Raw genomic sequence first — 26,186 nt, forward strand, 5'->3', positions numbered from 1 at the left:
CTATGTTAAATAAGATCATACACTATTTTTTGCATAACCGGCTGGTAACGATCCTTTTGCTGCTTCTCTTTACGGGTTGGGGACTGGTAACTGCGCCTTTCGACTGGGACACCGGGTTTTTACCGAAAGATCCCGTTCCTGTAGATGCCATTCCGGATATAGGAGAGAACCAGCAGATCGTCTTTACCAACTGGCCCGGCCGGTCACCACAGGATGTGGAAGACCAGATCACCTACCCGCTTACTACTTCTTTGCTGGGAGTACCGGGAGTTAAATCGGTACGGAGTACTTCCATGTTCGGTTTTTCCAGTATATACATCATCTTTGATGAAGATGTGGAATTTTACTGGTCGCGTTCCAGGATACTGGAAAAACTGAATTCCCTGCCGGCCGGTCTCCTTCCGGAAGATGTGCAACCGACCCTTGGCCCCGATGCTACCGGACTGGGACAGGTGTTCTGGTACACCCTGGAAGGACGTGATCCGGACGGCAATGTTACCGGAGGATGGGATCTCCATGAACTGCGCACAGTACAGGATTTTTACGTAAAATACGGCCTGAACGCCGTGGCAGGGGTTTCTGAAGTAGCGTCCATAGGAGGTTATGTACAGGAATACCAGGTAGATGTCAATCCCGATGCCCTCAAGGCCTATAATATCGGGATAGACCAGGTCATGATGGCCGTGAAGAATTCCAATCGCGATGCAGGGGCCAAGACCATAGAAGTCAACCAGGTGGAATACCTTGTCCGCGGCCTGGGATATATCAAATCCGTAGAGGACCTGGAAGAAACCGTAGTTGCCGTCAATGCCAATAAACCCATACTTATTAAGGACATAGGGAAAGTCACCCTGGGCCCTGCCACGCGGAGAGGCCTGCTGGATAAGGAAGGGGCCGAAGTGGTGGGTGGCGTTGTCGTGGCCCGTTATGGCTCCAATCCGCTGGAAGTTATTGATAATGTAAAAGACAGGATTAGCGAAATCGCTCCCGGTCTGCCTAAAAAGACACTGGCCGACGGCACCGAAAGCCAACTCACTGTCGTACCTTTTTACGACCGTACACAACTTATAAATGAGACTATCGGTACCCTGGAAAGAGCACTTTCTCATGAAATACTTATCAGTATTATCGTAGTTATCGTACTGGTACTGAACCTGAGGGCTTCGGTACTCATTTCCAGCCTGCTCCCGGTAGCGGTACTGATGACTTTTGTGGTGATGCGTTACGCAGGGGTCGATGCCAATGTAGTTGCCCTTTCGGGTATTGCCATAGCCATAGGCGTTATGGTGGATGTGGGGATCGTGTTTGTGGAGAATATGATCCGGCACCTGGAATTTAAAGAAAATAAAGGAGCCAGGGGAAAGGCCCTCTCAAAAGTCATTTATAAGGCAACCGTAGAGGTAGCCCCCGCAATAACTACGGCATTGGCCACAACCGTGGTGAGTTTCCTCCCCGTGTTCTTTATGGAACATGCCGAAGGCAAATTATTCCGGCCGCTGGCTTTTACGAAAACCTTTGCCCTAGCAGCTTCCTTTGTACTGGGAATTATTGTGCTGCCAACCCTGTCGTATTTTGTGTTCTCACCCGGATCGGGGAAAAAGAAAATGACAACGATATGGAATATTTCCCTGGTAACGGGAGGAATATTGCTCGCCCTTATCTTTAAAATGTGGCTTCCGCTTGCACTGGTAGTTATCGGGCTCATAAAACTGCTGGAATACCGCAGTCCCGGTTTTTTGGGAAAATATTCTTCGGAGGTCACGCTCTTCATCGTACTGGCAGTGACCCTGTTTTTCCTTGCGGAAGAATGGGTACCCCTGGGACCCCAGAACAGTCTGCTCACCAATTATCTTTTTGTTATCGTACTGCTGGCACTTATCCTGGCCGTATTACTGGCAGTGGTACGTTATTACGAGCCTATTCTGAAATGGTGCCTGGTACATAAAGGCAAGTTCCTGCTGGTTCCCCTGTTCACCGTATTTTTCGGGCTGATGATATGGATAGGTTTTCCGAAGATGTTCGGTTTTGTGGCCCGCGGACTGGATAATCTGGGGTGGAATGTCCGTACTACAACCATATGGAGCGGACTGGCCCATACGTTTCCGGGAACGGGAAAAGAGTTTATGCCTTCACTGGACGAAGGCAGCTTTCTGTTGATGCCCACTTCCATGCCCCATGCGGGAATAGAAGAGAACAAGCGTGTGGTACAGCAACTGGATATGGCCGTTGCGCGGATACCGGAAGTGGATATGGCCGTAGGAAAACTGGGGAGGGCAGAAAGTGCCCTGGACCCGGCGCCCATTTCCATGTATGAAAATATAATTAATTACAAACCGGAATACAGTACGGGTGAAAAAGGAAGGCGACAGACCTATAAAACGGATAATGAAGGGAAGTTTGTTCTAAAATCGGGAGATACCCTTACCAATGATGAGGTACTGGAGAGAGGTTATTCGGATAAGGACCTGGTAAAAGACAGTGACGGATCGTTTTTCCGGAACTGGAGAAGTTCGGTCAGATCTCCGGATGATATCTGGAATGAAATTATAAAGGTTACCGGCATTCCCGGGGTGACTTCCGCACCCAGACTACAACCTATAGAAACCCGCCTGGTGATGTTGCAGACCGGTATGCGGGCTCCTATGGGGATCAAGGTATACGGACCGGACCTGGAAACCATCCAGGATTTCGGTATTCAACTGGAAAATCTCCTTAAACAGGTACCTTCCGTAAAACAGGAAGCCGTTTTTGCCGATCGTATCGTGGGGAAACCCTATTTGCAATTGCATATAGACCGCAATGCCATAGCACGGTACGGACTTAGTGTAGAGCAGCTGCAACAGGTCATAGAAACTGCCATAGGAGGTATGCAGGTTACCAGTACGGTAGAAGGAAGGGAGCGCTTCCCGGTGAGGGTAAGGTACCCGAGGGAACTTCGCGACACACCCGAAAAGATAAAAAAGATACTGGTACCAACTCCTTCCGGGGCACAGATTCCCCTGGGAGAACTGACGAAAACAGAATACCTCCGTGGGCCCCAGATGATAAAAAGCGAAGAGACCTTCCTTACCGGTTATGTGCTTTTCGATAAGAAAGAAAATTATGCGGAAGTGGATGTAGTGAACGATGCCAGACAGTTTATCGAAGAAAAAATAGCGGCCGGGGAATTACAGGTCCCCAAAGGCGTTAGCTATAAGTTTTCCGGGAATTACGAAAACCAGGTACGTGCCGTAAAGAGATTAGCTATCGTAATTCCCCTGAGCCTTGTGCTCATCTTTTTACTGCTGTACTTTCAATTCCGTACCGTCATCGCCTCTACCATTCACTTTTCCGGTGTCTTTGTAGCCTTTGCAGGAGGATTTATCATGCTCTGGCTCTACGGACAGGGCTGGTTTATGGATTTTGCCATAGCCGGGGTGAACATGCGCGACCTTTTCCAGATGCACACGATAAATCTCAGTGTAGCTGTTTGGGTAGGGTTTATAGCCTTGTTCGGGATCGCTACCGATGACGGGGTGATTATGGGGACCTATATTCACCAGGTCTTTGAAGAAAAACAACCGAAAACCGTCCCCGAAGTAAGAGCAGCTGTACTTGAAGCCGGGCTGAAACGGGTGCGTCCCGCCATGATGACCACGGCGGTGACCATTATTGCCCTGTTACCGGTACTGACCTCCACGGGGAAAGGCGCGGATATTATGGTGCCCATGGCTATACCTACAGTGGGAGGAATGTTCATACAGATAATGACCATGTTCGTGGTCCCTGTATTACAGGCGTACTGGCGGGAAACCGTAGTGAAAAAAGAAACACCGGAAACAAACACTAAAAAATTATAGAAATGGGAAAGATGATCTGGATATTATGCTGTGTATTACTGCCCGTAAAAATGACAGCACAGACTCTTGAGGATTACCTGCAGACGGCCGCGGAAAATAATCCGAAGATCAAGGCCTCTTATGCTGAATTTGAGGCTGCCATGCAGAAGGCCCCGCAGGTGAGCAGTCTGCCGGACCCTACATTGACGATGAGCGCTTTCGGAAAAATGATAGAGACCCGCCTGGGCAAGCAGGAGGCCAAGTTCTCATTGATGCAGATGTTCCCGTGGTTCGGAACACTGAAAGCACAGAAAGATGCGACAACACTGATGGCGGAAGCGAACTTTCAGCAATACCTGGATGTCAGGGAAGAACTTTTCCTGGAAGTGAAAACGGTATATGCCGAAATGTACGAGCTGGAAAAGACCATCCGGTTCCAGGAAGAAAATATGGAAGTACTCAATACCTTCAGGGAACTGGCCCTGTCTAAATTCAGGAATGGTAAGGCCGCTATGGTGGACGTGGTCCGTGTGGATATGAAGCGCAACGAAACAGAAACAGAAATATCCCTGTTAAAGGATAAAAAAGAATCCGTGAAATACCGCTTCAATGCCCTCCTGAACGTCGGTTATGATAATGAAGTGGTCTTTCCGGAGGCACTTCCTTACGGCGAAGATAATGTGCAGGAGGAATACATAGAAGGAGACAGCCTGTTTGCTTCGCATCCGAAAATGTTGCAACTGGATAAACGTACCGCTTCGCTCGGGGCACAGAAAAGGGCCGCCGTAAAACAGGGATTGCCCATGCTGGGCCTGGGGGTGGATTATTCTATAATCAGCAAACAGACGGAAATGAACCCGAAGAATAACGGGCAGGATGTTATTATGCCTATGCTTTCCGTAAGCCTGCCGATCTTCAGAAAGAAGTATAAAGCAAAGGTAAAGGAAGCAGAATTCCTCGCCGAATCTGCCCAACATCAGAAAGTCGCGGTGAAAAACCAACTGCGGGCCGGGTATGAAATGGCAAAATACGATTTGAAAAAAGCAGAGCAACGTATAACATTGTATGACAAACAACTGGAAAGCAGCGGGCAGGTCATAAAGCTATTGTTATCGGCTTACAGTAATTCAGGCAGCGATTTTGAAGAGATACTCCGGGTGCAGCAGGAAAAACTGCTGTACCAGACCGCAAAGGCCACGGCCGAGAAAGACAGGTTTACGGCTAAAGCAAAGAAAGATTACTTATTAACAAAATAACCGGTAATGCCGCACGGCCGTGCGGCTCCAACGGGAGGGCATGACCCTCCCCCAAATAAATAGAACTATGAAAACAAAAAATAAAAATATCTGGATTATGGCGGGAATCCTTCTTTTCGGCTTTCTGCTGGGCTGGCTGGTGTTTGGCGGAAGCAGGGAAACGAAGGATAATCATGTGCACGGAAAAGAAAGCAGCGTTGCCCAAACATGGACCTGCTCCATGCATCCCCAGATAAGACAGAACGAACCCGGGAAATGTCCGATATGCGGCATGGACCTGGTGCCACTGGAAGATGGTGTTTCAAGCGGGGACCCTGCTGTGGTGGAGATGAGCGAAAACGCGGTGAAGCTGGCCAATATCCGTACAATGACCGTTGGCAGACAGGCCGCGGAGAAAGTGATCCGTCTCAATGGAAAGGTCGTGCCTGACGAACGTAAAGTATATGCGCAAACCACACATATACCCGGAAGGATAGAACAGCTTACCGTTAATTTTACCGGGGAAAGCGTAAAAAAGGGGCAATCCCTGGCCGTAGTGTATTCGCCCGACCTGGTGACTGCCCAGGAAGAATTGCTGCAGGCCTATACTATCCGGAATGCCCAGCCCGAACTGTTCGAAGCAGCAAAACAGAAACTACGCAACTGGAAGATAGGAGAGGCACAGATAGACAGGGTGCTGACTGATCAGAGCCCGGTACAGCGCTTTCCCATAAGAGCTGATGTAAACGGTATTGTTACCGAAAAGAAAGTGGAGCTGGGAGACTATGTAGAGCGGGGAACGCCTCTTTATGAAATAGCCGACCTTTCTGCGGTATGGGTGCTTTTCGATGTTTACGAAAGCGAAATGGTATGGATAAAAGAAGGGAGCAAAGTAAACTATACCATTGCTTCTTTGCCCGGAGAGGTCTTTGAAGGCGTCGTATCTTTTATAGACCCGTTGATCGATGCACAGACCAGGGTAGCTACTGCCCGGGTGGAGGTATCGAACAAGGACGGGAGACTGAAACCCGAAATGTTTGCTTCCGGGGAAATACGGGTGATGCCCGGTTCGGCATCGGAAGAAGAGATCACCATACCGAAGACCGCAGTGTTATGGACCGGGGAGCGTTCTGTCGTTTATACCCGGGAAGGGGCAGGTAACAGGCCGGGGTTCAGACTGCGTGAAGTCACCCTGGGGCCGTCCCTCGGAAATACCTATACCGTAAAAGCGGGATTGCAGGAAGGCGATGAAATTGTGGTTAACGGTACTTTTACCGTAGACGCAGCAGCACAACTGGCCGGGAAGCCAAGTATGATGAATCCGGAAGGAGGAAATAACAGTGCCGGGCACCATCACGGAAATTCCGGAACGGCTGTTCCCGGCACTATGGAAAGCCGGAATGCCCCGGTAAAAGCGAAGATTTCCGAAGAAGCCAAAGCCGCTTTGGAAAAAGTGACAGAGGCTTACCTGGTGCTCAAAGATGCATTGGTCGGTGGAGACCGGGCAGCAACAAAACAGGCCCTGGAATCGCTGGAATTTTCGATTGCATCCGTGGATATGTCACTTTTTAAAGGAACATCGCATGAACGCTGGATGGATCTTCAGAAGGGATTGGACGGATATGTGGAACGTATGATAGGAGCGGCGGATATAGAAGGGATGCGGACGTATTTTAAACCGCTATCCGACAACATGATTCGGATGGCGAATATGTTCGGGCCGTTTTCCGTAACTTTATACGTACAACACTGCCCTATGGCAGATTCGGATAAAGGGGCAGACTGGTTAAGTTTGTCGAAAGAAATACGCAATCCGTATTTCGGAGATAAGATGCTGAAATGCGGGGAAGTAACAAGTGAGATCAAATAAAAACAGAATAACGTTAAATTACATACCAATGAAAAACAGATTAGTAATAGCAATGCTGGCCCTGGCTACCGTAACAGGGATGTATTCCTGCAAACAGGAAAAAAAGGAAACCGTAAAGACCGTAGAGGAAAAACACGAAGATCATTCGGGGCACAAAGAAAATACGCACCATGAGGAAATGGTGGGTGACCTTTCTTTTAAGGACAATAAGATAGCTAATGCCTATAGCCATTACATCCACGTAAAAACCGCTTTGGTGCATACCGATGCCAAAGAAGCGAAGAACGGTGCCGGAATGCTGGTCAAAGCCCTTTCGAAAGTGGAGAATGCCGGAAAGGCAACTGATTTTGCCAAAGAAATCGAGGGTACGGACGATGTGGAAAAGCAGCGTAAGGCTTTTTACGGGCTTTCGGAAGTCTTTACTTCCTTGATAGACGGGCAGATAGCTTCGGGCACGGTGTATAAACAATTTTGTCCCATGGCATTTGATTTTGAAGGAGCGTATTGGTTATCTTCCGAAGAAGAAATACGCAACCCTTATTTCGGGGATAAAATGCTGAAATGCGGAGAAGTTAAAGCGAGGCTGAACTAAAACCGGAAGGAAAAGGAGATGTGAGGTTGGTTCGGTAGATCCGGAAACCTCACATCCCGATATCCGTAGCATGAAACTTCATATTAAAAATATGGTTTGCAGTCGTTGCAAGATGATTGTACGGGCCGAACTGGAGAAACTGGGGTTACGGCCTTTGTCCGTAGAACTCGGGGAGGTAGAAGTGTCCGGAGAGATCTCCGCAGAGCGTAAAACCGAGGTGGAAAGAGCCCTGGAAAAATATGGTTTTGCACTTATAGATGATAAAAAGAGCAGGCTCATCGAAAAAGTAAAAAACAAGATCATAGAACTCATACGCGGTCAGGAAAAAGAATTCCCGAAAACAAACATGTCCGACTACCTGAGCAGGGAACTTCACCATGATTATACTTATATCAGCAATCTGTTTACCCAGACCGAAGGGACTACCATCGAAAAATATTTTATTGCCCAGAAGATCGAGCGGGTAAAGGAGCTCCTGGTTTATGACGAATTGTCGTTGAGTGAGATTGCTTTTCAGTTGCACTATTCCAGTGTGGCACACCTGAGCCGGCAGTTTAAGAAAGTTACGGGACTTACCCCGTCTCATTTTAAAAAGCTTGGGGAACAAAAGCGGAAACCGTTGGAGGAGTTGTGATGCGTTGAATGGAGCATGGCTTGGCTTATTAATAGAATCCGGTATTTTAAAAGAAGAATTTGTAATGGAGTTGCTTAGGGAGAATGAAGAGCTTTTAAAAATGTTATCTTCTATGCGTAAGAGATTAAGTTAGATTGAAAAAAGATTTAATTAATAAGAGATGTTAATCTTCCCCAATCTCTATTCAATCTCCATTCAATCTTCTAACAATCTATATAAAAAAGGAACAGTAAATTATACAATCCTTTTCCAAAATTGTATAACACATCCTCATACTTTAAACCGGAACTTTGTCAGGTAAAATAGGAGAATTATGAAACATACCTATAAAATAACAGGGATGTCGTGCACTGGCTGTAAAAATCATGTAGAAGGCATTTTGCAGAAAGTGGAAGGCATTACCGGAGTTACCGTAGATCTGCAAAAGGCCGAAGCCGAAGTAGAAATGGAAAATCATGTTCCGCTGAAAAAACTGCAACAGGCACTCGAAGATGATGGAGGGCATTACGGGATACAGGCTCCCGGACATGACAAGAAAGAGAAGGGCGGTAGTTGTTGTGGTTCCCATGGGGATGATCACCATGCTCCTGATCATAAAAAAGCAGACAAGAAAGTTTCCGGTAGCGGTAGCGGCGTTTATTACTGCCCGATGCATTGTGAAGGAGATAAAACCTACGATAAGCCCGGAAGTTGTCCTGTTTGCGGCATGGACCTGGTGGAAGCACCTTCCCTTGCAAAGAAAAAGACAAAATATACCTGCCCCATGCATCCTGAAGTAGTGAAGGACGAGCCCGGTTCCTGCCCTATATGCGGTATGGACCTGGTGCCGATGGAGGCCGATGAGGAAGAGGAGGGCCAGACCTATAAAAAACTGCTCCGAAAATTTAAAGTAGCGGTTGCTTTTACCGTCCCGGTATTTTTGATCGCCATGTCCGAAATGTTACCGGGAGATCCGTTGGGGACATGGATGCCCTGGAAATACTGGAACTGGATCCAGTTCGGATTATCGCTTCCCGTCGTTTTCTACGCCACATGGATGTTTTTCGAAAGGGCATATAGGTCGGTGGTGAGCTGGAATCTCAATATGTTTACCCTTATTGGTATCGGAGCCGGTGTTGCCTGGTTATTCAGCGTGGGAGCCTTGTTGTTCCCGGGGATTTTCCCGGAACAATTCAAGTCGCATGGAGGAACGGTGTATGTATATTTTGAAGCGGCCACAGTGATATTAACGCTGGTATTGCTCGGACAATTACTCGAAGCCAGGGCGCATGGCAAAACCAATTCCGCTATAAAGGAATTATTGAAACTGGCTCCTAATAATGCCACTAAAATAGTAGACGGAAAAGAAAAGGTAGTGAGCCTGGATGATGTAAATGAAGGTGATCTTTTAAAGGTGAAACCGGGAGAGAAAATACCTGTGGACGGTGTTATAAAAGAGGGAGAAAGTGCTATTGACGAATCCATGATATCCGGGGAACCTATCCCGGTAGATAAGAAAGCCGGGGATAAAGTCAGTTCGGGTACCATTAACGGGAACAGGAGTTTTGTCATGGAAGCGGAAAAAGTAGGGTCGGAAACCCTGCTTTCGCAGATTATCGAAATGGTAAATTCAGCCAGCAGATCGAGGGCACCTATACAAAAACTGGCCGACCGGATCTCCGGGTATTTTGTGCCTATTGTGGTAGTGGTGGCTGTAATTACAGGCATTGTCTGGGCCTTTTTCGGTCCGCAGCCGGCGTATGTATACGCTTTTGTAAATGCCATAGCGGTACTTATCATTGCCTGTCCGTGTGCCCTGGGATTGGCTACTCCCATGTCGGTCATGGTAGGAGTAGGGAAAGGCGCTCAATCCGGCGTATTGATCAAGAACGCAGAAGCCCTGGAGCGCATGAATAAAATAGATGTGGTTATTATTGACAAGACCGGAACAGTCACCGAAGGAAAACCTTCTGTGGAAAAGGTCGTTGCTTCCGGAGATTCGGATGAAACGGAATTGCTGCAAAAAATAATATCCCTGAACAGTCATAGTGAACATCCTTTGGCACGGGCTACCATGCGATATGCCGAAGAGAAAGAGGTAGAACCTCGCCGGGTAACCGATTTTGAGGCTGTTACCGGGAAAGGGGTCATCGCCTACCATGCGGAAACCCATGGCCATGAGTCAGAGGGGAAAGGGGCTTTATTAGCTTTGGGCAATGAGAAACTGATGGAGCAGGTAAAAGCAGAAATACCGGCGGATTTGCGCAGAAAAGTAAAAACGGAACAGGAACAGGGAAAAACCGTATCCTACCTGTCCGAAGCCGGCAAGGTCCTCGGTTTTGTGGTGATTTCCGATAAAATAAAGGGGACCAGCAAAGACGCTATCAAAAAATTGCATGCAGAGGGATTGGAAGTTATTATGCTTACCGGTGATAACGAAGACACTGCCAGAGCCGTCAGTAAAACCCTGAACCTGGATGGATTTAAAGCACAGATGTTACCGGAAGATAAGCAGAAAGAGGTAAAGCGGTTGCAGAATGAAGGGAGAAAAGTAGCCATGGCGGGAGACGGGATAAACGATGCCCCGGCCCTGGCACAGGCCGACATAGGTATAGCTATGGGAACAGGGACTGATGTAGCGATAGAGAGCGCAGAGATAACCCTGGTGAAAGGGGACCTGAAAGATATAGCCAAGGCACGTATGCTGAGCCATAAGGTAATGCGGAATATAAAAGAGAACCTGTGGTTTGCCCTGGGGTATAACATATTGGGAATACCCATTGCTGCCGGCGTACTGTACCCTGTATTCGGGCTCCTGCTTTCTCCTATGATCGCTGCCCTGGCCATGAGCTTCAGTTCGGTGTCCGTTATTGCCAATTCACTTCGCCTGAGAAAGGCGAAAATCGGGTAGAAATGTTTTTTCAGGCGCATTGTCTCCCGTTCCACTGTTTATTCCTTAGTTTTGAAAAACACAGATGGATAAAAATATAATGGCTATGAAGACATCAGAAAATAAAAGCGAAGTATCCTTTACCTGTTCCGGAATATCATGGGAAAAAGTGGATAAGGGTATTGAGCGCCAGTTTATAGGATATGACGCTCGCATAATGATGGTAAAAGTAAAGTTTGAAAAGGGAGCCGTAGGGTATCTGCACCATCACTATCATTCCCAGGCGACCTATGTAGCTTCGGGAGTATTCGAAATAACCATAGACGGGAAAAAGAAGACCCTGAAGGAGGGTGATGGTTTCTTTATCCCGTCCGATGTACCCCATGGGGCCGAGTGCCTGGAAGACGGTATGCTTATCGATGTCTTCAGCCCGGCGAGGGAGGATTTCCTGGAGGTTATCCGAAAGGGTTGATAAGTTTAGCGGTTAAACGGGTACTCATTGATCCAGTGAAAACCCCTGTTGATAAGGAGAAAATCATTGAGGTCCTTTTTCTTCATGGTTATACTTATGCTGTCCCTTCCGTAAGTACCAGTGGCATAAAACAAACTGTCCCGGACTTCATAAGTGAAGGAATGTACCTTGGTCGTATCTTGCCACGATGCCAGCATAAGGGTATGTTTTAGGGTATCCGTATCATTTTTGAGGGGAGTGATCTTGTCATTCATTTTTACAATGCCGGTACTCCGGCGGTCTATTACTATTCGTTTCCACCGGAGCGTATCGGTAAGCAAGGGCGGTATGGTATCGCCGTTATATATAAAATCTTTCACATCATAAATCCCATAGAGCGCCGGAAGTGATGCTTTGTCTCTGCGTTCTGTATAGTATTCGTGAGTATTGATGACCCGGGGAATAACAAAATGAAGTATGAAAATCCCTTTGAATATATACCCGGCAATGCGGATCTTTTTACGTGAAGAGTACGGAAGTATCTGTTCCGGAGGTGCGGTCTTGTTAAAGAGGAAGAAATTCAAAAAAGCTTTGATATGAGCACTGAGAATAATGGCACAGATAAACATGAGATGGAAAGAGAGAAGTTTCACCGGGATATCATAACTCATATTCATTAAAAAAACATTCAGCATAACCCCGAAGCCTATAAGAGCTCCCAATCGTTCTGTTTGTCTGAAAAGCAGTAAAACACCTCCCAGGGCTTCTGCAATTCCGGAGAACCTGGTATAGGTGTCGGAGTACTCCATAAAATTCCACATGAGTCCCATGGGGGAGGAGTCGCCATACGTTTTTATGAGGTCGAACAAACTCAAATTGGAAAATTGTGTCGGAATAATTTTGATGATACCGTATGTCAATAGTAGAAATGCGGTATAGTATCGTAGAAAGACGATCTGATAGCGGAACAAATTGTTGTAGTGTTCTCTTTTTCTATCCGACACAGACCAGATAATAGTTCCTGCTGTTGCAATGAGCAGTTGAACAAACACCTGAAGATAAGCTAAAGTTATATCCCCGCTGCCTCTTCCGTTTAATGGCAGTTCCTCTGTAATATGAAATATATGATCAGCCGTCCATAGCGATAACCATTGCCAGAACTGACCGATCCAATGGGAGAGATATTGCCCGTAAGGAATATAATTAACAGGAAACGGAAAAATATAGAATAGGGTATAAAGAAAGATAAACCGGAACAATACTTTTTGAGCCGTGTTCCAGCGTACGGCTTGTAGTGTATCAGTTGTCATAATTTAATTGATTGATGGACAACTAAATAATAGAAAATTTTTAAAAAACGAAAACGGATTAAAAAAATATTAACAAAAAAGTCCGGGATTTTAAAGCAAACCCCGGACTTTTTAAAAGTTATAAATTCTCTTTCTCAGGAGAGAGAAGGAATTACATCATTCCCGGCATTCCGCCTCCCATCGGAGGAGCTGCGGGAGCGTCTTCTTTAATGTCTGTAAGAGCACATTCCGTAGTCAGAATCATTCCGGAAACGGATGCGGCATTTTCCAGAGCAATACGTGTCACCTTCTTAGGATCGATGATACCTGCTTTGAACATGTCCACATAACTCTCGGACTTGGCATCGTATCCGAAGCTGTCTTTGCCTTCCAGTACTTTGGAAACTACTACGGAACCTTCTCCGCCGGCGTTTTCCACAATAGTACGCAACGGTGCTTCGATAGCACGGGCTACGATCTGAACCCCGGTCTCTTCGTCTGCGTTGATAGGTTTAACTTGGTCCAGAACGGCTTTAGCTCTTACGAGGGCAACACCACCACCGGCAACAATACCTTCTTCAACGGCAGCTCTCGTAGCGTGAAGAGCATCGTCTACACGGTCTTTTTTCTCTTTCATTTCCACTTCGGAAGCAGCACCTACGTAAAGTACGGCTACACCACCTGCCAGTTTGGCAAGACGTTCCTGAAGTTTTTCCCTGTCGTAATCGGAAGTAGTGGTTTCTATCTGTGCCTTGATCTGGTTAACACGTCCTTTGATAGCTTCTGCATCACCGGCACCGTTTACTACGGTAGTATTGTCTTTGTCGATAGCTACTTTCTCTGCAGATCCAAGCATGTCTATGGTCGCATTTTCCAGGGTAAATCCTCTTTCTTCGGAAATTACGGTACCACCTGTAAGGATAGCGATGTCTTCGAGCATTGCTTTTCTTCGGTCACCGAATCCGGGAGCTTTTACAGCGGCTATTTTGAGAGAACCTCTCAGTTTGTTTACGACGAGGGTAGCAAGAGCTTCACCATCTACATCCTCGGCAATGATCAACAGGGGTTTCCCTTGTTGTGCTACAGGCTCGAGTACGGGAAGCAGATCTTTCATATTGGAGATCTTCTTGTCGTAAAGCAGGATATAGGGGTTTTCCAGTTCGGCAACCATTTTTTCGGAATCAGTCACGAAATATGCAGAAAGATATCCCCTGTCAAACTGCATTCCTTCTACAACATCTACATAAGTATCTGTTCCTTTAGACTCTTCTACGGTAATGACACCTTCTTTTCCTACTTTGTTGAATGCCTTGGCGATGAGTTCACCGATGGTTTCGTCATTATTGGCAGAGATAGCAGCAACTTGTTTAATTTTTTCAGAAGTGTCGCCTACTTCTTTGGTTTGTTTGGCCAGGTCAGCTACCAGTGCTTCAACAGCCTTGTCTATACCTCTTTTGAGGTCCATAGGGTTTGCTCCTGCCGCTACGTTTTTCAAACCTTCTTTTACGATAGCCTGTGCCAGAACAGTTGCAGTAGTCGTTCCGTCCCCGGCGAGATCGTTGGTTTTGGAAGCAACTTCCTTCACCATTTGGGCACCCATATTTTCGAGGGCGTCTTCGAGTTCTATTTCTTTAGCTACGGTAACACCGTCTTTGGTAACGGTAGGGGCACCAAAGGATTTGCTGATAATAACGTTTCTACCTTTTGGTCCTAAAGTCACTTTTACTGCATTTGCCAGTGCATCCACTCCGCGCTTTAATCCGTCACGGGCTTCAATATCGAATTTTATATCTTTTGCCATGTGTTTTTGATTTTTAATTTAATGTCTTTTAGTTAATGGGTATTAAATAAAGTAATGAGGAGCTATACAATAGCAAGGATGTCACTTTCGCGCATCATCAGATAATCGGTGCCTTCCAGTTTGAGTTCCGTACCCGAATATTTTCCGTAAAGAACAGTATCACCAACTTTTACAGTTAACGGTTCGTCCTTAGTGCCGGGACCAACTGCAACAACAACACCTTTTTGTGGTTTTTCTTTTGCAGAATCGGGGATAATGATTCCTGAAGCGGTTGTTGTTTCTGCGGCAACAGGTTCTACCAGAACTCTGTCTGCAAGCGGTTTAATGTTTACTTTAGCCATCTTATTATTTTTATAGGATTTAGATTAATTTTTGAACTATGCAGAATCAGACAGAAATTATGCCAACATGATCGTACCTGCTAAAAAGAAAGGTAAACTGACAATTTTGTAAACAAAAATGCCAACTTATGACAAGCTGGCATTTTTTGATGTATGTATTTAGCAGATTACTGCGCTGTTCCGGTAGTGTCCGTTGCAGGTGCCGGAGTGTCTGTCTGTTGTGGTGCGGTGGTTTCTCTTTCTGTCCTTTGTCCGTCCAGCAATTTGGAATCCTGTGAAGAATTTCCGCTTTTGAGTGACAGGTTGGAAAGGAGTATAAGGGCGATGAGGATCGTGGCCAGGGTCCATGTACTTTTGTCCAGGAAATCCCCTGTCTTTTTAACCCCGCCCACTATCTGGCCGCCTCCGCCGCCAAAAGACGAAGAAAGTCCGCCGCCTTTCGGATTCTGTACCATAATAACCAGGATCAATAAAAGCGATACTATGATAATCAGCACTAAAAAGATAGAAAACGTACTCATTGTTGATGTTATAATTTGTTAATATAATTTTGTTCTTTCGGTTCCGGGAATTGTTTTGCCCGGTCATTAGCTGTCAGGGAACCAGTTAGTTACTTTGTTGTAATTTCCGGATGGCCCTGATTTGGTCTGCAAAGAAACCACTTTTTTCCGGATATTTCAAACTTAATATTTTATAGGCCTGAATGGCATTTTTATATCGCTTCTGTTCCAGGTATACTTTGGCCAGGGTTTCTGTCATAAGTTCGGCCTTTTCCATCTGGGTACTTTTTGCGAGGTTTACGACAGGTGTTTCTTTGTTGCGGTCAGCTGCTTTCGGAACTATTTTCGGATTGGCCTTTATAAACTTGTCAATGAGTTTGAACTTCCTGCTTTGATCGGAAGCAGTCTCTTTTTCCCCCGGACCGGAGGCGGACTTTTTCTCTTCTCTCTGCACCGGCCGTGCAGCGGAGAGTTTTAGCCATTCGGTAAAAGAGTGTTTTTCATTCCGGCTGAACTCAAGAGGCTCTCCTATATGGAGCTGCTGTTCTTCTTCGGAAGGTAGCTCTTTTTCCACCGGCATAAAAACGGAAGGGTCCAGGATTTGTTCGGCTTCCTTTTCACTGCCTATGTGGGTTTGCTCTATCAGCTTCCGGTTTTCCAGGCGGATCTCCTGTGCGTTCACCTCGATGCCCGCTATGTCAGGATGATTTCCGGCAATGGTCCGGGCAATGCGGTTTTGTATGAAATCCCTGGACGTGATAAGGTCGAACAGTACGGCCCTGTCGGTGGTATAAGCCGCTGTTTTTTTTAAGGTATCGTTATATTTGAAACTGTTGAGGTTTTTCAGCCCTTTGAGGTGCAATGCCCTGGCACATTGGAAAAAGGGATATTGTTCAATGACCTGTTCCAGGGAAGTGGTTTCTCCCAGACGGATATTTTTCGGATTTCGCAAGAGATGTATGAAATTTGAAACGGTCATAAACTATTATAAACACTCTGTTTTCGGGATTTGACAAATAATAATGTGCGTTTTCCTTACCAATCGGCAAGAGATGCATTAAATATATCCTGGGTTATCCTTTCAAAAATTTCCTGGTGTGCTGCACTTTGCACGGCACTCAGCTGTTCGTTTGCCCCGAAATCATAAAAGAAAGAAAAAGTTCTTTCGAAATCGGCATCTTCCTTGGTGTTGTTGACAAAACGTACCCGCACTCCTATAGTAAGCCTGTTTTGGGCCGCTGTTTGCTGGGCCGTAGCAGTCATAGGGGCTACACGGTATTCGGTGATTTCTCCTTCGTAAAGAAGGTCGCCGCCGGAAGGTACGAGGTCCAGGCTGGTCTGGTTCATTATCAGGTCCTGCAGGGCAAGGGTGAAATCCCTGTCCAGTCCCGGCTCTACCAGAGGAGCTTCATTACGAAAGCTATTGACCTGAAAGGTCTGTGCACTACCGACATCACCTCCGGTGAAATTATAGACTCCGCAGCCGTGTACGGTGATTAATGCGAGGAATGCGAAAATATATCCTCCCTTAACGGGGTTTGGTATTCTCATTGGATTGGGTGTTATGATACTATATGTTATGTAACGTTCCCGGCAAAGGTATTATTTAAAATGACTTATTAATTCCGTCTTTTTTATTCAGAGATCGTACTGCTTTATTTTCCGGTACAATGTCCTTTCGGAAATGCCGAGTTCTGCCGCTGCTGCTTTTCGTTTTCCGTGGTTGCGGTCCAGTGCTTTTTTTATGAGTTCCAGTTCTTTATCCTGTAACGAAAGCGTTTCTTCTTCCTCGATCTCCTCGGCAAAGTGATATTTGTCTTCGTTTCTCCCCCGTATGGCAGGATGTTGTGTAACGGGCACTACTTCCAGGGCATCGCTGTCCTCGTAATCTTCAATGTCGCTGTAATCTTCTGTACGGGGGCCGGGATTTTTGCTATCGGGATCAAAATCGGATTCGTCACCTGATTTGCCATAGATTTTCTGTATAAGGTTCTGGTTCTCTTCTTGTACTTTCTGACTGCTGCCGGACTGCATTAATTCCAGTGTCAGTTTTTTGAGATCGTTGAGATCGCTCTTCATGTCAAACAGTATTTTGTAGAGGATCTCCCGTTCACTGCCAAAATCGGCCTGGCTTTTTTTCTCATTAATAACAGCAGGAAGATTTTTCCCGGCACCTGGCAGGTATCCCGTCAGGGTGTCTCCCGATATACTCCGTTCCTGTTCCAGTACGGATATCTGTTCGGCTACGTTTCGCAGCTGTCGTATATTTCCCGCCCAGCGGTATTTCAGCAATAATTGTACGGCATCATCTTCGAGTCGAATGGCGGGCATTTTGTATTTCTGGGCAAAATCGGCAGCAAATTTCCGGAAGAGGAGATGAATATCGTCTTTTCTGTCACGCAGGGGCGGCAGGTGAATTTCCACGGTGCTGAGACGGTAGTAAAGGTCTTCGCGGAACTTTTCTTTTTCTATGGCCTCAAACATGTTTACATTGGTAGCCGCAACGATACGCACGTTGGTTTTTTGTACCTTGGAAGATCCTACTTTTATAAATTCCCCGTTTTCCAGTACCCGCAGAAGGCGTACCTGCGTGGTAAGCGGTAGCTCCCCGACTTCGTCGAGAAATATCGTTCCCCCGTCAGCTTCTTCAAAATAACCGCTCCTGGTCTGGGTGGCTCCAGTAAACGATCCTTTTTCGTGTCCGAAAAGCTCACTGTCTATGGTCCCTTCGGGAATGGCCCCGCAGTTAACCGCAATAAATTTGCCGTGTTTCCGGTGAGACAGTGAATGGATGATCTTAGGAATGCTTTCTTTTCCCACACCGCTTTCCCCGGTAACCAGCACGGAAATGTCCGTAGGAGCCACCTGTATGGCTTTCTCTATGGCGCGGTTAAGTTTTACATCATTACCTATAATACCGAATCGCTGCTTTATGGCTTGTACGTTTTCCATAGTTTTGTCCGATCCCCTTGTCGCATAATTTATTGGAAAGGGAATAGCTTATTGGTTACACTTCATTGTTATTTCCGGGAAGATAACCCTCCGGACCGGCTGTCAGACGGAAAGATCTACTGCTTCCCCGATCAGGGTGGCAGGAGTACAGTCTGTGATCTTAACATTTACAAACTCACCTATTTTGTAATTTTCTTTTGGGAAAACCACTACGGTGTTTTGTGTATTTCGCCCCATCCAGTGTGCATCACTCTTTTTGGAAAGGCCTTCAATAAGTACTTCTTCCGTTTTGCCGAGATGCTGCCGGGTCCTGTACAGTCCGTGTTGCTGTTGCAGGTTAATGATCTCCGTTAGCCTTCGCTTTTTTACCTCTTCGGGGACATCATCTTCCATTTTCCTGGCAGCAAGGGTTCCGGGCCTTTCGGAATAAGCAAACATGAAACCGAAGTCATATTTTACGTATTCCATCAGGGAAAGGGTGTCCCGATGATCTTCTTCGGTCTCTGTGGGGAATCCTGTAATCATATCGTGTGAAATAGCACAATCGGGAATGATCTTGCGGATATTTTCTATAAGTTCAAAATACTCTTCACGGGTGTGCAGGCGGTTCATGGCCTTCAGTATCCGGTTGCTGCCGCTTTGTACGGGCAGGTGGATATATTTACAGATATTCCGGTATTGGGCCATGACTTCAATAACATCCAGTGTCATATCCTGCGGGTTAGAAGTAGAGAAGCGGATACGCATACCGGGTTGGGCCTCCGCAACCATGGCCAGCAGCCCTGCAAAATTCACAGCAGTGGCTTTCTGTATTTCTGATGCATTGTCATAATCCTTTTTCAGGCCGCCTCCGTACCACAGGTAGCTGTCCACGTTTTGCCCCAGAAGCGTTATTTCTTTATATCCTTTTTCCCACAGTTCATTTACCTCCTCCAGTATGGATTGCGGGTCCCGGCTTCTTTCCCGTCCCCGTGTAAAAGGTACGACACAGAACGTGCACATATTGTCACACCCCCTGGTAATAGACACAAAGGCGGTCACCCCGTTGCTGTTCAGGCGGACGGGGGCTACATCGCCGTAGGTCTCTTCTTTGGAGAGGATCACATTTACGGCATTCCGGCCTTCGTCTATTTCCTGTACCAGGTTGGGAAGGTCTTTATAGGCGTCAGGGCCGACGACCATGTCCACAATTTTTTCTTCTTCCAGGAATTTGTTTTTAAGGCGTTCGGCCATACAGCCCAGTACCCCGACCTTCATTCCCGGGTTTATTTTTTTGACGGCATTGAATTTTTCGAGTCTTTTGCGTACGGTTTGCTCGGCCTTTTCCCGTATAGAGCAGGTATTTATAAGGACGAGGTCTGCCTCTTCCACTTGCCTGGTGGTATTAAAACCTTCATTGGCCAGGATGGAGGCCACAATCTCACTGTCGGAAAAATTCATTTGGCAGCCGTAGCTTTCTATGTAAAGCTTTCTGCCGTCCTTTTCATTCCGTATTGCCTGTTCCGCATTTTTTTGCGGGTCCAGGACAAGGCTTTCTCCCTGTTTCTTTTCGTCAATTATTTTTTCCATAAGGACTCAGGCCCGTAACGGGCGGTTCATTTGCTTCCCGGAACATTGTGCCAGCATTTATCTGGCAGGTCCATGCCGGGAACCGTTTAAAAAATCAATTCGTAATTATATGGTGCAAAGATAGGATTATTTATAAACCTAGTGACAATTTGACAGGGAAATGCCGGTGGTTTTTTAGGCAAAAAAACGGAAGGGTATCCTTATAAATATTTTTTAATATACTTTTGTAATCTTAAAAATGGGTTTATGGCAAAGAATTTAGTGATTGTAGAGTCGCCTGCCAAGGCGAAGACCATAGAGAAATTCCTGGGTAAGGATTATAAGGTAGCATCCAGTTACGGGCATATTTCGGATCTGCCTTCCAAGGAACTCGGTGTGGATGTGGAAAAAGACTTCAAACCTAAATATATTGTTTCAAAAGACAAGAAGGAAGTTGTTAAGAACCTCAAAAGTCTTGCTGCAAAAGCCGATACGGTCTGGCTGGCGAGTGATGAGGACCGGGAGGGAGAAGCTATTGCCTGGCACCTGGCAGAACAATTAAAACTGGACCGGTCTAAAGTAAAGAGGATCGTATTTAATGCCATTACCCAAAATTCCATTCTAAAAGCTATTGAGAACCCCAGGGGGATCGACTATAACCTGGTAAATGCACAGCAGGCCCGGCGTGTACTGGACCGCCTGGTAGGTTATGAATTGTCGCCCATCCTCTGGAAAAAGATAAAAAGCGGTCTTTCCGCCGGGCGGGTACAGTCCGTGGCGGTACGGCTTATCGTGGAACGCGAACGGGAAATAACCGCTTTTACACCGGAGGCCTCTTTCCGCATTGTAGCGGAGTTTAAAACGGAAGCCGGCAAATCGTTCAAGGCAAAACTGCCCAAAACCTTTGCGACTAAAGAAGAAGCCAGAAAATTCCTGGAAAACAATATAGGTGCGGAATTTCAGGTGGCAAACCTAGAGACCAAACCGGCAAAAAAGACCCCGGCACCACCCTTTACCACTTCTACGTTACAGCAGGAAGCCTCAAGGAAACTTTATTTTTCGGTGAGCAAGACCATGAATATGGCCCAGAGGTTATATGAAGCGGGACTTATTACCTATATGAGAACGGATAGTGTGAACCTTTCTCCTGAAGCGGTAGAAGCTGCAAAAGAGGAAATTCAACGTGAATACGGACAGAAATACAGTAAGCCGCGTAACTTTTCGCAAAAGGCAAAAGGGGCGCAGGAAGCTCACGAAGCGATAAGGCCTACGGATATTTCCAGGCATTCCGTATCTGTGGAAAGGGACCAGGCCAGGTTGTACGACCTGATATGGAAGCGTACCATAGCCTCGCAGATGAGCGATGCCGAACTGGAACGGACCCTGGTGAAAATAGAAGCCGATACACATAAGGAGCAATTTACGGCTAACGGTGAGGTCCTCAAATTTGACGGCTTCCTGAAAGTGTATATCGAAGGAACGGACGATGAAGACGAAGAACAGGCCGATCTGCTGCCTGCCCTGGCCGTAGGGGAAAACCTTATCAATAATTATATGACGGCTACACAGCGGTTTTCCAGGGCGCCGTATCGCTATACGGAAGCTTCCCTGGTGAAAAAGCTGGAAGAGCTCGGCATAGGCCGTCCGTCTACATATGCCCCGACGATCTCCACGATTCAGAACAGGGGATATATCGAAAAGGGAAGCATCGAAGGGACGGAGCGAAACTATATTCAGTTCACTCTCGAAAAAGAAAAGGTGCAGGAAAAGACCCTGTCCGAAATTACCGGATCGGATAAAGGAAAACTGGTACCTACGGATATCGGTATGATCGTGAACGATTTTCTCGTTAACCATTTTGAAAATATACTGGACTATAACTTTACCGCCAGGGTAGAACAGAATTTCGATGATATTGCTTCCGGGCAGGAAGACTGGACACTGATGATGAAAGATTTTTACGAGGATTTTCATCCTCAGGTAAAAGATGTGGAAGAGAATGCGGACAGGGAAACCGGGGAAAGGATACTGGGAACAGATCCGGAAACCGGACGGCAGGTCAGTGTACGTCTCGGGCGCTTCGGTCCCATGGTTCAGATAGGCGTTGCGGATGAAGAGGAAAAACCGAAATTTGCAAGTCTTTTGCCGGAACAGACCATTGAAAGTATCACCCTCGGGGAAGCATTGGAATTGTTCGCACTGCCACGGAACCTGGGAGAGTATGAAGGAAAAACCGTGGAGGTCAATGTCGGCAGGTACGGTCCGTATGTTCGTTACGATAATACGTTTATATCCCTGGATAAAGGAGAAGATGTTTTTGATGTTACCCTGGATCGGGCTGTGGAACTGATAAAAGCCAAACAAAAGGCAGATGCACCCATTGCAAGTTATAAAGGGAAAGAAGTAACCAAGGGGAAAGGCCGTTTCGGTCCCTTCATCAAATGGGACGGCATGTTCGTGAACGTGAATAAAAAGTACGATTTTGACAACCTTTCGGATTCCGATATCCGGGAGCTGATAGAGGACAAATTGAAAAAAGAAGCGGAGAAAGTCGTACAGGAATGGCCGGATGAAGGAATTAGAATAGAAAAGGCCCGCTGGGGAAGGCATAATATCATAAAAGGCAGGGCCAAGGTAGAGCTCTCCAAGGATGTAGATGTGAATCAGTTGAGCCTGGAGGACGCGAAAGGGATGCTGGATAAAAAAGCCCCGAAAAAGAAAAAGTCCACAAAAGCGAAGAAATAGATTGTATTGATTTTCCGGAGTTATTAATTCCGTATGTTGGATTTTTACAGGAACATTTTCGTATATTCCGGCTTTCTTTTTCCACTGATGTGCAGGGGTGATGTTTGCAGTGGTAATTGGCCAAAGATATAAAAAACAATATTGAGAAAAAACAGCTTCGGCTGGATAAACCCAATCTTCGAAAGATACAGACTGTATGGATTTTGAGTTTTTGTCCCCGGTAAGTACGGTGGTTTTGGCACATAGTCAACTGCTATCCCGGCAAACCATAGGGAAGTACATGAGCATTCATACCGAAAAAGACGGATTCCCGGAACTGGATGATGTGCAACTGGCAATAATAGGGGTCAATGAAACCAGGAATGCGTCGATCCAGACCATGGACCGGCCGGACCTGAATGAAATAAGAATACAGCTGTACCAGCTTTTTACCGGAAACTGGGGAAGCAACATTGCGGACCTGGGAAATATAGAGCCCGGAGAAACGGTGGAAGATACCTATTTTGCCGTAAAAACCGTAGTGGAGCACCTGGTGAAAAATCATACGGTCCCTATAATCATAGGAGGAAGCCAGGATATTACCTACGCCACCTATCGCGCTTTTGACAAACTCGAACAAATGGTTAACGTGGTAGCGGTAGACAGCAAATTCGATTTCGGTTCGTCCGAAGAGCTTATTTCTTCCAATTCGTACATGAGCAAGATCATCGTGGAACAACCGAATAACCTGTTTAATTTCTGCAACCTGGGGTACCAGACCTACTTTAATGCTCAGGAAGAAATTGATTTGATGGAAAAGTTGTTCTTTGATGCTTACAGACTTGGCGCCGTGACCGGGGACATTACCCTGGCAGAACCTGTTTTTCGCGATGCCGATGTGGTAAGTGTGGATATGACGGCTGTAAGGGCAGCCGATCTGGGGAATGCCCCCGACACTTATCCTAATGGTTTTGACGGTCGTGAGATTTGTGCCATAGCCAGGTATGCGGGGATCAGTGATAAGGTTTCCGTATTTGGTATTTACGAGAACAGAAATACCCGTATGAATGCCCAGCTCGCCGCACAGGTGCTCTGGTATTTTATGGAAGGATACAACTTCAGAAAAAAAGATTATCCGTTTATCGGGACAGAGAGTTACGAGAAATACATAGTGCCGATGGAAGATCAGGAACTGTGTTTTTATAAAAGTGATATCTCCGGAAGGTGGTGGATAGAAGTACCGATTCTTGGAGAGATGAATAATAAATTGAAAAGACATACGTTATTACCATGCACCCACAAAGATTATTTAGACGCCTGTAACGAAGTCGTTCCCGAACGTTGGTGGAAGGCATATAAGAAAACGGCCCTGGGGTAATTTCCGGTACAGGGGTGCTTTTTGAAACAGAGGATAAACATCTGGCAAAAAAAACTTGTTCCGGGTAATTGAAGTAGGTATGCTCGAATTTTTTAAACTATAAATAACCGAAAAAACGAATGAAAAGACTATTGTTTGTTATAACCCTGGGATTATTTCTTTATAGTTGTGGCAAAAAGGACAGGGGAGAACTGGTTGGAGTAGGCGGAAAACGATGGCATCCGGAGAAACCTTATGGCATGACTCTGGTTCCCGGAGGTTCTTTCATTATGGGTAAATCCGAATCGGATGTGGCTGGTGGAATGAATGCCCCTACCAAAACCGTGACGGTAAGGTCGTTTTATATGGACGAAACCGAAATTACCAATAGCGAATACAGACAGTTCGTAGAATGGGTGAAAGATTCCATAATCCGCACAAAACTTGCTATTCTTGCCGATTATGAAGGACTTACCCCGGATGATGGTGGTATAGGGGAATATGCCTTCGACGATGCGGACACTTCCAAGCTTTCTGCTTATGACAAGTACATGCTGGAAAACTATGGTGGTATGGGAGAGACCGGTTATGAAGGACGGATGCTGAATAAAAAGCCCCGGCTTATCTGGGATACATCCAAATATCCGGACGAGTACTACACCGAAGTTATGGACTCTATGTACCTCTCTATGGAAGAGTCTTATAATGGGTACCGTACCATAGATGTCACTCAGCTAAAATACAAATATACCTGGATGGATATTCAGGCTGCTGCCAAAATGAAAAAAGGGAACCGGAAAGATTTCCTGAAGACCGAAGAGTTAATGATTTATCCGGATACTACCGTATGGATCAAGGATTTTTATTATTCCTATAACGAACCCATGCACAACGATTATTTCTGGCATGATGCGTATAGTGAATACCCGGTAGTGGGAGTGTCCTGGAAACAGGCAAAAGCTTTTTGTAACTGGAGGACCAAGTACAAGAATGATTTTCAGAAATCCAGAGGAAAAGGCTTTGTAAACCAGTTCCGTCTCCCGATTGAGGCAGAATGGGAATATGCCGCCCGGGGAGGTCTGGAATCGGGAACCTATCCGTGGGGAGGTCCTTATCTTATAGACGAGAGAGGTTGCTTCCTGGCGAACTTCAAACCGAACAGGGGAGACTACGCTTCCGATGATGCCTTGTATACCGTAGAGGCCAAATCCTATCAGCCCAATGATTACGGATTGTACAATATGGCCGGTAACGTTTCGGAGTGGACAAACTCTGCTTATGATCCCAATTCTTATGATTATGCTTCTACAATGAACCCCAATGCGTATGACGAGCGGAATAAGAGAAAAGTGATCCGCGGAGGTTCCTGGAAAGATGTCGCTTATTTTTTACAGGTCAGTACCCGCGATTTCGAATACCAGGATTCCGCCAGGAGTTATATAGGCTTCCGTACGGTACAGGACTACATGGGGACCAGCGAAATAGGTCGCTAGATCCAAAGTTTATCTGAACTTTTAATTAAATATATTACAAATCAACTATTACCATTATGGCAAATTCTAAATCTAGTAAAAAGCTGTTTAATATGGCTTACGGCCTTGGTGCTTCCATTGTAATCTTAGGGGCACTGTTTAAGCTGAACCACTGGGAACTCGGTTTTCTGGACGGAACGGTACTTCTGGCCATAGGGCTTGTTTCGGAAGCTATTATATTCGCTATTTCAGCATTTGAACCGGTGGAAGAAGACCTGGACTGGAGCTTGGTATATCCTGAACTTGACGGGGGAGAAGCCAGAAAAAAAGAAAAGAAAAGCCAGGAAGAAGCAGTCGAAGCGGAAGGGATGCTTTCCAAGAAACTGGACAACCTGTTAAAAGACGCGAAAATCGATGCGGAATTGATGAGCAGCCTCGGGCACAGTATACGCAACTTTGAAGGAGCCGCAAAAAATATGGCACCTACTGTAGATGCTATCTCTTCTACAAAAAGATATAGTGAAGAGCTTTCTCTGGCAGCAGCGCAGATGGAATCTCTCAATAGCTTGTACAAGGTACAGTTGGAAAGTGCCGGAAGACAGGCTGCCATTAATGAAGAAGTAGCTAACAACGCAGGAAGGCTGAAAGAACAAATGGAGTCTCTTACCACTAACCTGTCTTCCCTGAACAATGTTTACGGAGGTATGTTATCTGCTATGATCAAACGCTAATT

The 26,186-nt window shown here is 46.1% G+C and carries 19 protein-coding genes; 11 read left to right on the top strand and 8 right to left on the bottom strand.

Features of this window, described 5'->3' with window-relative positions; all coding sequences use genetic code 11:
• The first annotated feature begins 2 nt into the window (after nt 1–2).
• The 7 genes from ED312_RS16175 to ED312_RS16205 all read left to right on the top strand — a co-directional run bounded on the left by ED312_RS16175 (nt 3) and on the right by ED312_RS16205 (nt 11,490).
• The gene (locus ED312_RS16175; protein WP_123217061.1) at nt 3–3,839 is read left to right on the top strand and encodes an efflux RND transporter permease subunit; all 3,837 of its coding nucleotides are present in this window, start codon (nt 3–5) and stop codon (nt 3,837–3,839) included.
• A 2-nt stretch (nt 3,840–3,841) separates the two neighbouring features.
• On the top strand, nt 3,842–5,074 hold the full coding sequence (locus ED312_RS16180; RefSeq protein ID WP_123217062.1) for a TolC family protein: 1,233 nt from the start codon (nt 3,842–3,844) through the stop codon (nt 5,072–5,074).
• 67 nt (nt 5,075–5,141) lie between these two features.
• Nucleotides 5,142–6,923 carry an efflux RND transporter periplasmic adaptor subunit gene (locus tag ED312_RS16185; protein WP_123217063.1) on the top strand — a complete coding sequence of 594 codons (1,782 nt, stop codon included), beginning with the start codon at nt 5,142–5,144 and terminating at the stop codon, nt 6,921–6,923.
• 28 nt (nt 6,924–6,951) lie between these two features.
• Nucleotides 6,952–7,515: a DUF3347 domain-containing protein gene (locus ED312_RS16190; RefSeq protein WP_123217064.1), complete on the top strand. Its 564-nt coding sequence runs from the start codon at nt 6,952–6,954 to the stop codon at nt 7,513–7,515.
• Between the two features lie 70 nt (nt 7,516–7,585).
• A complete protein-coding gene (locus tag ED312_RS16195; protein WP_123217065.1) occupies nt 7,586–8,149 on the top strand; it encodes an AraC family transcriptional regulator in 564 nt (187 codons plus the stop codon).
• 313 nt (nt 8,150–8,462) lie between these two features.
• Complete coding sequence (locus ED312_RS16200; protein ID WP_123217066.1) at nt 8,463–11,039, top strand: heavy metal translocating P-type ATPase; 2,577 nt, start codon at nt 8,463–8,465, stop codon at nt 11,037–11,039.
• Between the two features lie 85 nt (nt 11,040–11,124).
• Nucleotides 11,125–11,490, top strand: a complete 366-nt coding sequence (locus ED312_RS16205) for a cupin domain-containing protein (RefSeq protein WP_123217091.1) — start codon at nt 11,125–11,127, stop codon at nt 11,488–11,490.
• 5 nt (nt 11,491–11,495) lie between these two features.
• Here ED312_RS16205 and ED312_RS16210 read toward each other — a convergent pair whose 3' ends face one another.
• The 8 genes from ED312_RS16210 to miaB form a co-directional block, all read right to left on the bottom strand.
• Entirely contained in the window at nt 11,496–12,779 is a 1,284-nt protein-coding gene (locus tag ED312_RS16210; protein WP_123217067.1) for a hypothetical protein, read from the bottom strand.
• A 151-nt stretch (nt 12,780–12,930) separates the two neighbouring features.
• Nucleotides 12,931–14,559 carry a chaperonin GroEL gene (groL, locus tag ED312_RS16215; protein ID WP_123217068.1) on the bottom strand — a complete coding sequence of 543 codons (1,629 nt, stop codon included), beginning with the start codon at nt 14,557–14,559 and terminating at the stop codon, nt 12,931–12,933.
• Nucleotides 14,560–14,621: 62 nt separating this feature from the next.
• Nucleotides 14,622–14,900 (bottom strand): co-chaperone GroES, encoded by a 279-nt coding sequence (locus ED312_RS16220; protein ID WP_123217069.1) that lies wholly within the window; start codon nt 14,898–14,900, stop codon nt 14,622–14,624.
• 167 nt (nt 14,901–15,067) lie between these two features.
• Nucleotides 15,068–15,421, bottom strand: coding sequence for a preprotein translocase subunit SecG (secG, locus tag ED312_RS16225; protein WP_123217070.1), 354 nt, complete (start codon nt 15,419–15,421; stop codon nt 15,068–15,070).
• 85 nt (nt 15,422–15,506) lie between these two features.
• Entirely contained in the window at nt 15,507–16,352 is an 846-nt protein-coding gene (locus ED312_RS16230; RefSeq protein WP_317125688.1) for a hypothetical protein, read from the bottom strand.
• A gap of 83 nt (nt 16,353–16,435) precedes the next feature.
• Nucleotides 16,436–16,951, bottom strand: coding sequence for an LptE family protein (locus tag ED312_RS16235; protein WP_123217072.1), 516 nt, complete (start codon nt 16,949–16,951; stop codon nt 16,436–16,438).
• Between the two features lie 87 nt (nt 16,952–17,038).
• Nucleotides 17,039–18,352 carry a sigma-54 interaction domain-containing protein gene (locus ED312_RS16240; protein ID WP_123217073.1) on the bottom strand — a complete coding sequence of 438 codons (1,314 nt, stop codon included), beginning with the start codon at nt 18,350–18,352 and terminating at the stop codon, nt 17,039–17,041.
• A 102-nt stretch (nt 18,353–18,454) separates the two neighbouring features.
• Nucleotides 18,455–19,921, bottom strand: a complete 1,467-nt coding sequence (gene miaB, locus ED312_RS16245) for a tRNA (N6-isopentenyl adenosine(37)-C2)-methylthiotransferase MiaB (protein WP_123217074.1) — start codon at nt 19,919–19,921, stop codon at nt 18,455–18,457.
• 246 nt (nt 19,922–20,167) lie between these two features.
• Between miaB and topA the strand changes: the two genes are divergently transcribed.
• From topA to porL, 4 genes are all read left to right on the top strand, one after another.
• Nucleotides 20,168–22,645, top strand: a complete 2,478-nt coding sequence (gene topA / locus ED312_RS16250) for a type I DNA topoisomerase (protein WP_123217075.1) — start codon at nt 20,168–20,170, stop codon at nt 22,643–22,645.
• Nucleotides 22,646–22,841: 196 nt separating this feature from the next.
• The gene (locus ED312_RS16255) at nt 22,842–24,002 is read left to right on the top strand and encodes a formimidoylglutamase (RefSeq protein WP_123217076.1); all 1,161 of its coding nucleotides are present in this window, start codon (nt 22,842–22,844) and stop codon (nt 24,000–24,002) included.
• Nucleotides 24,003–24,121: 119 nt separating this feature from the next.
• The gene (gene porK / locus ED312_RS16260; RefSeq protein WP_123217077.1) at nt 24,122–25,474 is read left to right on the top strand and encodes a T9SS ring complex lipoprotein PorK/GldK; all 1,353 of its coding nucleotides are present in this window, start codon (nt 24,122–24,124) and stop codon (nt 25,472–25,474) included.
• 56 nt (nt 25,475–25,530) lie between these two features.
• Nucleotides 25,531–26,184, top strand: coding sequence for a type IX secretion system motor protein PorL/GldL (porL, locus tag ED312_RS16265; protein WP_123217078.1), 654 nt, complete (start codon nt 25,531–25,533; stop codon nt 26,182–26,184).
• Nucleotides 26,185–26,186 lie beyond the last annotated feature (2 nt).

Origin of the sequence: Sinomicrobium pectinilyticum, assembly GCF_003725735.1 — a bacterium.
Taxonomy (GTDB): Bacteria; Bacteroidota; Bacteroidia; order Flavobacteriales; family Flavobacteriaceae; genus Sinomicrobium; species Sinomicrobium pectinilyticum.